The following is a 9,862-nucleotide window of genomic DNA, read 5'->3' as shown; positions in this document are numbered from 1 at the left end:
CCAACGTCGCGCTGGCGGCGCCGACCTGTCCCTGCAACGCGGTGCCGCCAGCGCTGCAGAAGGCCGCCACCGCGCCGGCGAAGAAGCTGGCTGTTCCCGATCCTCAGCCGCGCCGCGCAGGCAAGCGTCCGCCGCGCGTCGTGGTCGAGGACGACGTGGTGGTGGTGCGTCGTCCGCCTCCGGCCGTGGTCTACGAGCCTGTCGGACCGCCGATCGGAATCGGGATTGGCATCGGCGGCGGATATCGCGGCAATTATGGCGGCGGCTTCCACAGGGGTGGATACTGACGCGCCAATCGCGTAAACGCTTTTCCCGCATGAGATGCGGCGCTTGATGATCGCATCTCGCGGGAGGACGCAATGCGGTCCCTGTTTCGCCTGCTCGCCGCGCTTCTGCTGCTGGGTGTACAGCCGGCGCTCGCCTGGGAGTATTGGGGCGGCGACCGCGGCGGCACGCGCTTCTCGCCGTTGACGCAGATCACATCGGACAATGTCGGCACGCTGGTGCGCGGCTGGGAATTCCGCACCGGCGATCTCGACGGCCGTCCGCCCGACGTCATGAAGCGCACCAAGTTCGAGGTGACGCCGCTGTTCGTCGAGGACAGCCTGATCTTCTGCACGCCGTTCAACGAGGTGATCGCGCTCGATCCCGGCACCGGAGCGCAGAAATGGCGCTTCGATCCGCAGATCAGCATGACGCAGCGACCGGCCAACCGCTTCGTTTGCCGCGGCGTCGCGCACTGGACCGATGATCGCGCGGCTGAAGGCGCGGCCTGCACGTCACGCATCTTCACCGGCACCAATGACACGCGCCTGATCGCGCTCGACGCCAGGACCGGGAAGCTGTGCGCCGATTTCGGCAATGCCGGCGAGATCAAGATCGATGCCGGGATGAAGCTGGAATGGCCGGGCGAGTTTCAGATCACCTCGGCGCCGGTGACCGGGCGCGGCGTGGTCGTGGTCGGCTCCGCGATCGGCGACAATCGGCGGGTCGATGCGCCGCTCGGCGCGGTGCGCGCGTTCGATGCGCGGACCGGCCAGCCGCGCTGGACCTTCGATCCGCTCGTGCATGACACCGTCGAGGCCGGCCACAGCAATGTCTGGGCGCCGATGTCGGTGGACGAGGAGCGGGGCCTGGTGTTCCTGCCGACGACATCGCCGAGTCCCGACTTCTGGGGCGGCAAGCGTCCCGGCAATGACGAGCACGCCAATTCCGTGGTCGCGCTGCGGATCGAGACCGGCGAGCTCGCCTGGGCGTTCCAGACCGTGCATCACGACGTCTGGGATTACGATCTGCCGGCGCAGCCGACGCTGGCGCGGATCGACACCGGTAATGGCCTGCGCGACGTTGTGATCCAGCCGACCAAGCAGGGCTTCGTGTTCGTGCTCGATCGCGATACCGGCAAGCCGGTGTGGCCTGTCGAGGAACGCGCGGTGCCGCAGAGCGGCGCCGAGGGCGAGAAGCTGTCGCCGACCCAGCCGTTTCCGACCCACGTGCCGCCGTTGCTGACGCAGCGCATGACGGCCGACGACATCGGCAGCATGCTGCCGGGCGTCGGGAGCTCGGCCTGCGAGAAGCTGCTCGCGCAATCCCGCAACGAGGGTCTTTACACGCCGCCGTCGACGCAGGGCACGATCGTCTATCCGATGACCGGCGGCGGCGTGAACTGGGGCAGCGCGGCGTTCGATCCGGTCAACCAGATCCTGTTCGCCAATGTCAGCCACGCGGCGCATGTCGTCACGCTGATTCCGCGCGACCAGGCCAAGGGCTTCAATCCGCCGCCCGGCCATGATTTCGGCCGGCAGCAGGGCGCGCCGTTCGCGATGTCGCGGGCGCTGGCGATGACGCCGGTCGGGACGCCCTGCAACAAGCCGCCGTGGGGCGAGACGGTTGCGGTCGATCTCAAGGCCGGCAAGATCCTCTGGCATTCGTCGGTCGGCACCAGCGAGGATGTCGCGCCGCTCGGCATCGCGCTCAACACCGGCACGCCGTTGGTCAACGGCGTCGCGATCACCGCGGGCGGAGTGCTGTTCACCGGCGCGATGGACGCCTATCTGCGCGCGTTCGATGTCAAGTCGGGAAAGCAATTGTGGCTCGGCCGGCTTCCGGTGCCGGGCGTCGCCAATCCGATGACCTATCTCTGGAACGGCGAACAGTATGTCGTGATCGGCGCCGGCGGCCATTCCGAGGCCGGCACGACGATCGGCGACAGCGTGGTGGCGTTTCGCCTGCCGCGTCAGGGCGAGGGTGCTTCGCTGTGGTCGCGCTTGATCGATCGTCCCGGCGGACGGTTCATGCTCAAGGTGATCGAGGCGGTGCTTTTGCTGATTGCGCTGTCTGCGCTCGTCACGCTGCTGTGGCGCCGGCGGCACGCGCGCCGCTCGCGATCCGCCTAGGTACTCCCTGCCGCAGGTGCACGCTGCCAAAAAATCGAAAACAACCCCATGCACAGTAGCCGGCCGCTGCCGGCGCTCGAAAAGCAACTTGACACGTCGGGCAACTCAGGGGTATTTTTCTAATATTCAGAAATGGTGCGGGCAATTCGGGGATGTCGCTTTCGAGAGGGAATGCGGACACGCGGCGCAGACCGCGGGGATGTCGCCTTGTGGACCACCTTCGCCGCCTCTGACTAGTCCGGTGCTGGGTGCAGTCCGGATTTCTCACCAATGATCCTTGACCGCCGCATTTGACCCCGGAGCGGACATCTTGCGTATCGAAGTGCAACCGATTCCCTGCATCGGCTCAGATCCTGGTAGATCGCAAGCGAAGCGCATTCCCAACCACGCTGACCGAAGATAACGCCATTGCCGCCGCCGCGACGATCGGCGAGAGCAACAGCCCGAACGTCGGATACAGCACACCGGCCGCGATCGGAATTCCGGCGGCGTTGTATGCGAACGCGAAGAACAGGTTTTGCCGGATATTGCGCATCGTCGCCCGCGACAGCCGTCGGGCACGCACGATTCCCGTGAGATCGCCCTTCAACAAAGTCACGCCCGCGCTTTCCATCGCGACGTCCGTGCCGGTCCCCATCGCGATTCCAACCTCGGCGGCGGCCAAGGCGGGCGCATCGTTCACGCCGTCTCCGGCCATCGCGACCTTCCGGCCTTCCTTCTGGAGCTTGGCGACAACCGCGCTCTTTTGATCCGGCAGCACCTCCGCTTCGACCTCGGCGATGCCGAGCCTGCGCGCGACCGCCTGAGCCGTGGTTCGGTTGTCGCCGGTGAGCATGATCACCTTGACGCCATCGGCCGCGAGCTCCCGCAGCGCCTCGGGCGTGGACTGTTTCACGGGATCGGCGATCGCCATGATGCCGGCGAGTTTTCCGTCCACGGCCATGTTGATGACGGTGGCGCCTTCGCCGCGCTGCCGTTCCGCCTCGGCTTCCATTGCAGAGGTTTCCACTCCCTGCGAGCGGAGGAAGGCGGCATTGCCGAGCAGCACCATCTTGCCCTCGACAGTTCCGAGCGCGCCCTTGCCAACGGGCGAGTCGAAGTCCTGCACATCGGTCGTCTGGACGCCTCGCTCCTTGGCTTCGTTGACGATGGCGTCGGCGAGCGGGTGTTCGCTGGCACGCTCGACGCTGGCGGCGAGCCGCAGCACTTCGGCATCCGTGATTCCTTGAGCCGGGATCACGGCCACGACCTTCGGTTTGCCTTCGGTCAGCGTGCCCGTCTTGTCGACGACCAGCGTGTCGATGCGCTCCATGCGCTCGAGCGCTTCGGCGTTCTTGATGAGGACACCGGCGTGGGCGCCGCGCCCGACGCCGACCATGATCGACATCGGGGTGGCCAGGCCGAGCGCACAAGGACAGGCGATGATGAGAACACTGACTGCGGCGACGAGGCCGAAGGCGAGCCGGGGTTCGGGACCGTAGACCGCCCAGACGGCGAACGCCGCAATCGCGATCACGATGACGGCAGGCACGAACCAGCCGGCGACCTGATCGGCGAGGCGCTGGATCGGCGCGCGCGAACGCTGCGCCTGGGCGACCATCTGCACGATCTGGGACAGTATCGTGTCGCCACCGACCTTCTCGGCGCGCATGACGAAGCCGCCCGAGCGGTTGAGGGTGCCGGCAATGACCTTGCCACCGACCCCCTTGCTGACCGGCATGGATTCGCCCGTGACCATCGACTCGTCGAGCGAAGATCTGCCATCGACGATCTCGCCGTCGACGGGCACTTTCTCGCCCGGACGGACGCGAAGCCGATCGCCGACTTTCAGGGCCGCGATCTCCACCTCTTCGTCGGCCCCATCAGCCTGCATTCGGCGGGCCGTCTTGGGAGCGAGGTCGAGCAGGGCCTTGATCGCTCCGGAGGTCGCTTCCCGCGCCCGGAGCTCAAGTACCTGACCGAGGAGGACCAGAACGGTGATCACCGCGGCCGCCTCAAAGTAGACGGCGGCGGCCCCATCATGGTCTCTGAAGGTGGCGGGAAAGACGCCAGGGATGGCGGTTGCGACGACGCTATAAATCCACGCAACGCCGGTGCCCATCGCGATCAGCGTGAACATGTTCAGATTGCGGGTCACGACCGATTGCCAGCCACGAACGAAGAAGGGCCAGCCCGCCCAGATCACGACTGGTGTGGCGAGAAAGAACTGGATCCAATTGGATATCGTCTGATCGATCCAGCCATGACTGCCGACGAGGTGACCGCCCATTTCAAGGATCACCACCGGAATGGAGAACCCCAGACCGACCCAGAAGCGGCGGGTCATGTCGATCAGCTCAGGGTTGAGACCGGTGTCCGCAGTGGCGAACTCGGGTTCAAGTGCCATTCCGCAGATCGGACAGTTGCCCGGTCCGACCTGGCGTATCTGCGGATGCATCGGGCAGGTGTAGATGGTGCCTTCTGGCACGACGGCGGGCGGGGCCTTGCCGTCATGCTCGATCTTGTGGCGAGCGGTCGAGGGGACAACCTTCATGCCGCTGACCGGGGCTACGGCGTTCCCCGTGGCCTGATCGGGATGGTGAGCGAGCCCGGCATGGTCATGGGCACTCGAATGAGAGTGCCCGCAGCAGTTCCCGCGGTCCTCTCCGGAATTCCGACTCTCCTGGGCGACCATTGACGCCTCCATCCTGCCAAACCGATACGCCGGGGGGCTAGGCCTGGAGGAATGACATCAAGGCTTCCTGCCAGAAACGTCTGAACCGTAGCCAAAGTTGCGCCAACGTGCGCACGTCGAATGCTCTCGCGTCCGGCGCGAGGCCTTGTGAGTTTCAGACATCGGGGCCCGCACGGCCGATTTACCATTCTTTCTGGCACAAGCGGGCACGCCTCAATTCGCTGCATTCGTCCGGCGTCTGCTAGGTGTGCCGTACGACTCCTTCGCCAAGAATGGCTGCAGCGAACCGCGGCCAAAGATTGAAGAAGAAGACGAAGTTCACGGCGGTTGCCCACCCATATAGCATACTGGCGACGAGGCCGTAGATGAAGCTGCCGACGGTAATCAGCTTGAAGTTGGGAAACATGGTCGGCAGCAACTCGTGGCCTCTCAGGTCCGGTGCGATCAACCACAGAAGGACACACAGGACGTAGATCGACTGGAACAGCATGCAAGTTGCGAACATGGTCCGAATGTAGGGAAGCTTGATCATGCCGGTTTCTCCGATCCATACGCCCCACAGCGTCCACGACCGTTCAGGCGAGTAAGGAGCCTTGCGTTTTCGGCGCTACCGTTTATCCCCATGTGATGCGGCGAAGATGACGCCGGTCTGCCGGTGTAATGATGCCCGCCGGACTGGCCGACGGTGCTCTTTCCGGCGGTTTCTTTCTTGCCCATATGATGTGGCACTTCGGTCTTCGGCCCACCCTGATCGTGATGACCGGTCCTTTCGGCGTCCTTCGCTGAGGTCTGGCCAATCGCCGGAGCGGCCAGCAGTGAAGCGACGGCGAGAGCGATAAGAAATTCCTGGCGGTCACGAGCGTGTTCTCTGATTTGAGAATGGTGCGATCAAATCACGGGAAGAAGTTTCGGTGTTTGATGCGCGTCAACCGCCGGCGCTCAGAGATGCTTCACTAACGCTTGATCCAGCTCAACTACCCGTCGGCCGGATCAGATACGTTGGTGTCAGGTTCCGTTGGCAGCGATCATAGCAACGGCTGTGGTCGCGACGTGCTCAGATCAAGTTCAGTACGGATGCTCCTCGATGTCGCGTAGCTTCATTGTTGCTCTGGTACTTGCCGTCACCGCCGCGATCGTGGGCGCACTGTTGTTCACGCAGCATCAGGCTCATGTCATCGGCGCGCTGCTTTGGTTGCCTCTCCTGGCGTGCCCGCTGATGCATTTCTTCATGCACGGCAAGCACCATCGAAGCGAGCCCCACCACGACTGACGGCGAAACCCGATGAATGGCGAGAAGCGCGGCTGGCCAGCTTCGTCCGTCCTACTGGCCGTTTCGGGAATCATCCTGATCGTCGTTGGCTTCTATTTCCTATTTCTTCGACCCGCGCTGCTGCCGGAAGACGTTCGCTACATGAATCTGTCGTCGGCCGAGCTTCAGTCCGTGGGCGCTAGATTGGCCTCGTGGCTCAGACATGTGTTTCGCGTGATGGGCGGTTATGTAACAGCGACCGGCGTGCTTTCGCTCACTCTGGCGGTGACGTCGTTCCGGCAACGTCAGCCTTGGGCGGTAGCCGGCGCCACCATTGCGGGCGTGACCTCGATCGGCTGGATGGCTGCTGTCAACTTCATGATCGATTCCGACTTCAAGTGGCTTTTGCTGGGTTTCGCCCTGACCTGGGCCGCGAGTATTGCACTATTTTTGATCGAAGCCCGTTGTTTGCGACGTGCTTGATGTCTGCATCTGGGCCCTGGCCGGACATTCACCAAAGCATCGCCGATGTCGGCTTTTGAGAGCGACACGGACCTCGCGATCCGCTCGCACACACTGGACTTTGGTACACGCCCTGATCTCATCACGCGTTAGCGCGGCGCCGTCACAAATCAGCCTCGCCGATTCTCAACCCGTGCACCGAAACGATGCGCAGACGAACGCGCGCGATGTCATGCTTGCGTTCGCCGCGATGCTTCGCCTACGAGGTCGCGAGCGGACGCGCTGGGCCTCCAGCGAGCTGTTCATTTCAGATCATTTGCCCATGGAGATTGCGATGAAGATCACTGCCTCGATCATGCTTGCCGCCGCGCTTGCGCTGTCGTCCGCGCCGGCCAACGCCACCGTGCTCGATCTCTCGACCATGACCTGCAAGGAGTTCGTCGAAGGCGGCGATGACACCATCAAGATGGTGCTGGTCTGGATGGACGGCTGGTACAAGGGCGATTCCGACGAGGCGATCATCGACACCGACGTGTTCACCGAGAACGCCAGGAAGTTCGGCACCTATTGCGGAAAGAATCCGACCATCAGCATCGTCAACGCCGCCGAGGCGGTGCTCGGCAAGTAAACCTGCAACGCAGGCTCCTCGTGAAGCCTGAGCCTCGAAGGATCGACGGCCACCATCCGGGCCGATTCATCCTTCGAGACGCGCGCGAGAGCGCGCTCCTCCAGCGACAAAGGCTTCACCTTTGCGCGGGGATGACGGTGATGGGTGTTGCGGCTGTCTGATTCAACTGTCAAACGGCTTGCTCAGTGTCATCACCCGCGCATGCGGGTGATCGAGTATTCCAGAGACGGTCGTGCTTGAGCCGATAGGCCGCGGCGTACTGGGTCGCCCGGTCGAGCCGGGCGACGACAACAGTAGATGCGGACAAAGCCTCATATCTCTCAGGATGACGGTGATGGCAGCGTAGTTCATTCACGCGCGTCGCCTCGACGTCCTATCCCGGCAGCATCGCGAACGCGCTCGACACCATCGCCACCGGCTTGTTGTCGGTGGCGGAGAGGAGCGTGACGCGGCCGAAGCTCATGGTGCGGCCGAGCCGGACCACGCGGGCGTCGGCCAGCACATCGGAGGCGGTCACCGCGCGCATGAAGTGCGTGGTCTGGTCGACCGTCGTCATCGGCCGATAACCCTTGTTGGCCGCGAGATTGGCCAGCACCATCGCGGTGTCGGCGAAAGCCATCAGCGCCTGGCCGCAGACGATGCCGCCATTGCGGCACAACCGCTCGGAAAACGGCATGCGCAGGATCGCGCCGGGCTGCCAGTCGGGATCGCCGCCGGCGGGGGCTGCAATGTCGAACTGCTCGACCGACAGATTGAGGTCCTGCACCCATGGCGCAAAGACCTCGCCGAGCACGCGCTTCGCATCGTCGATCCCGAATTCACCGGCCTGCTGCATGACGTTCCGTTCCCTCCGCTGATATTCTTGCTGCTGTTTGTTGCCTAGTCGCGCGTGACATGCACGCCCGGCCTCTTGCCGTCATTCCACTTGCCGGCAATGGCGCGTTCGATCTGGGCGGCGAGCTGCAGCAACCGCCCGTCATCGGCCTGCTTGCCGATCGCCTGGATGCCGAGCGGCAGGCCGTGCTCATTGGTCGCCAGCGGCAGCGAGATCGCCGGGATGCCGCAGAGATTGGCGAGCGGCGTGAAGGCGAAGTTGCGCCAGAGATTGCCGAACCAGTCCAGCACCGACGGGTTGTCGCTGATGGTGAGATACTCCGTGGTGCCGACCTTCGGTGTCGGCAGCGCCGTGATCGGCGTCAGGATGATGTCCCAATCCTCGAAGAAGGCGCCGAAGCCGCGCGAGGTGGTGTTGAAGACAGCCTGCATGCGCGCGCGATCGGCGAAGCTGGTGTGCCTTCCGTGCTCCCAGATGCGGATATTGATCGGCTCGATCAGATCCGCCGGCGGTCGCTCCAGTCCGCGTGCAGCGAGCATGTTGCCGATCACGACGGCGAAATTGCTGATGTAGCAGGTGGTCTGTGCGGCGAAGGCTTCCGCGTAGTCGAGCGTCGGCAATGCGTAATCGACCTGATGGCCGAGGCCTTCGAGGAAGCGTCCGACCCGCTCGAGCTCGGCTGCGATATGCGGCGTCGCGCGATAGTCGCCCCATGTGTGCGACAGCGCGATTCTGAGCCGGCCGGGGTCGCGCGCGATCATCGCGGTATAGGGCTCAGCCGGAGTCCAGAACGGCATGAACTCGCCGGGCGCGGGGCCGCGGCAGGCGTCGACGAAGGCCGCGGTGTCGCGCACCGTGCGCGACTGGCAGCCCTGGATCGAGACCAGCCCGGTGAGATCCGACAGATGCGGCGCGAGCGAGAACACGCCGCGCGACACTTTCAGTCCGATATTGCCGTTGACGCCGGCGGGAATCCGGATCGAGCCGCCGCCGTCGGTCGCATGCGCGATCGGGACCGCGCCGGCGGCAACCATCGCCGCGCTGCCGGCCGACGAGCCGCAGGTGGTGTAGTCGGTGTTCCAGGGATTGCGCGTGACGTAGACCGCGGGATTTTCAGCCGAGCTGCAAACCCCGAACTCCGGCGTGGTGGTGCGGCCGATCAAATTGAGGCCGGCCTTGCGCAGCTTCGTCGTCAGGAAAGTGTCGGCCGCGGCGCGATTGCCGCGCATCATCAGCGAGCCCATCTCCTGCAGCCGTCCCTTCAGCGTCGGGCCGAGGTCCTTCATCAGGAAGGGCAGGCCGGCGAACGGACCGTTGAGATCGGCGCCGTCGCGCGCGGGATCGGCGATCACGTCGTCGAACAGCTCGACCACGCCGGAGAGCGCGGGATCGACCTTGGCGACGGCGGCGGCGGCCTGGGACGCAAGCTCCCGCGGCGTCAGCTCGCCGCTCCGGACGCGCTCGGCGAGTGCCGTTCCGTCATGCTGCGTCCACTCGTCCCAGCTCATCGCCAAAGTCATTTGATCGATTCCTTTTCTGCTTTGTTGCGCACTGTAATTTGCGCCGCCGCCCGGTCAAATCGTCGCGCGGGCGCTGCGCTCTGACGCGCGCGCGACGC

General features: G+C 64.5%; 8 protein-coding genes and 1 pseudogene. 5 read left to right on the top strand and 4 right to left on the bottom strand.

Translation table 11 applies throughout. The annotated features are described in order from the left end of the window. A pseudogene (locus H8A92_RS38050) lies at positions 1-287 on the top strand (caspase family protein); the annotation flags it as partial. A 72-nt stretch (positions 288-359) separates the two neighbouring features. Beyond that, entirely contained in the window at positions 360-2,396 is a 2,037-nt protein-coding gene (locus H8A92_RS38045) for a pyrroloquinoline quinone-dependent dehydrogenase (protein ID WP_229200416.1), read from the top strand. Positions 2,397-2,742: 346 nt separating this feature from the next. On the opposite strand, the gene H8A92_RS38040 is transcribed toward H8A92_RS38045, so the two are convergent. Beyond that, positions 2,743-5,082, bottom strand: coding sequence for a copper-transporting P-type ATPase (locus tag H8A92_RS38040; RefSeq protein WP_420831427.1), 2,340 nt, complete (start codon positions 5,080-5,082; stop codon positions 2,743-2,745). Positions 5,083-5,311: 229 nt separating this feature from the next. Further along, positions 5,312-5,602 carry a hypothetical protein gene (locus H8A92_RS38035; protein WP_229200414.1) on the bottom strand — a complete coding sequence of 97 codons (291 nt, stop codon included), beginning with the start codon at positions 5,600-5,602 and terminating at the stop codon, positions 5,312-5,314. Positions 5,603-6,154: 552 nt separating this feature from the next. On the opposite strand from H8A92_RS38035, the gene H8A92_RS38025 reads away from it, so the two are divergent. From H8A92_RS38025 to H8A92_RS38015, 3 genes are all read left to right on the top strand, one after another. Further along, on the top strand, positions 6,155-6,340 hold the full coding sequence (locus tag H8A92_RS38025; protein WP_229200413.1) for a DUF2933 domain-containing protein: 186 nt from the start codon (positions 6,155-6,157) through the stop codon (positions 6,338-6,340). A gap of 12 nt (positions 6,341-6,352) precedes the next feature. Next, complete coding sequence (locus H8A92_RS38020; RefSeq protein ID WP_229200412.1) at positions 6,353-6,802, top strand: hypothetical protein; 450 nt, start codon at positions 6,353-6,355, stop codon at positions 6,800-6,802. Between the two features lie 313 nt (positions 6,803-7,115). Beyond that, positions 7,116-7,409 carry an HdeA/HdeB family chaperone gene (locus H8A92_RS38015; protein ID WP_229200411.1) on the top strand — a complete coding sequence of 98 codons (294 nt, stop codon included), beginning with the start codon at positions 7,116-7,118 and terminating at the stop codon, positions 7,407-7,409. A gap of 373 nt (positions 7,410-7,782) precedes the next feature. Here the strand turns inward: H8A92_RS38015 and H8A92_RS38010 are convergent, their stop codons facing one another. Beyond that, complete coding sequence (locus tag H8A92_RS38010) at positions 7,783-8,244, bottom strand: PaaI family thioesterase (protein WP_229200410.1); 462 nt, start codon at positions 8,242-8,244, stop codon at positions 7,783-7,785. 44 nt (positions 8,245-8,288) lie between these two features. Then, the gene (locus H8A92_RS38005; protein WP_229200409.1) at positions 8,289-9,764 is read right to left on the bottom strand and encodes an amidase; all 1,476 of its coding nucleotides are present in this window, start codon (positions 9,762-9,764) and stop codon (positions 8,289-8,291) included. Positions 9,765-9,862 lie beyond the last annotated feature (98 nt).

This window comes from Bradyrhizobium acaciae, assembly GCF_020889785.1.
Classification (GTDB): domain Bacteria; phylum Pseudomonadota; class Alphaproteobacteria; order Rhizobiales; family Xanthobacteraceae; genus Bradyrhizobium; species Bradyrhizobium acaciae.
This window is presented reverse-complemented; position numbering and strand designations above follow the sequence as displayed.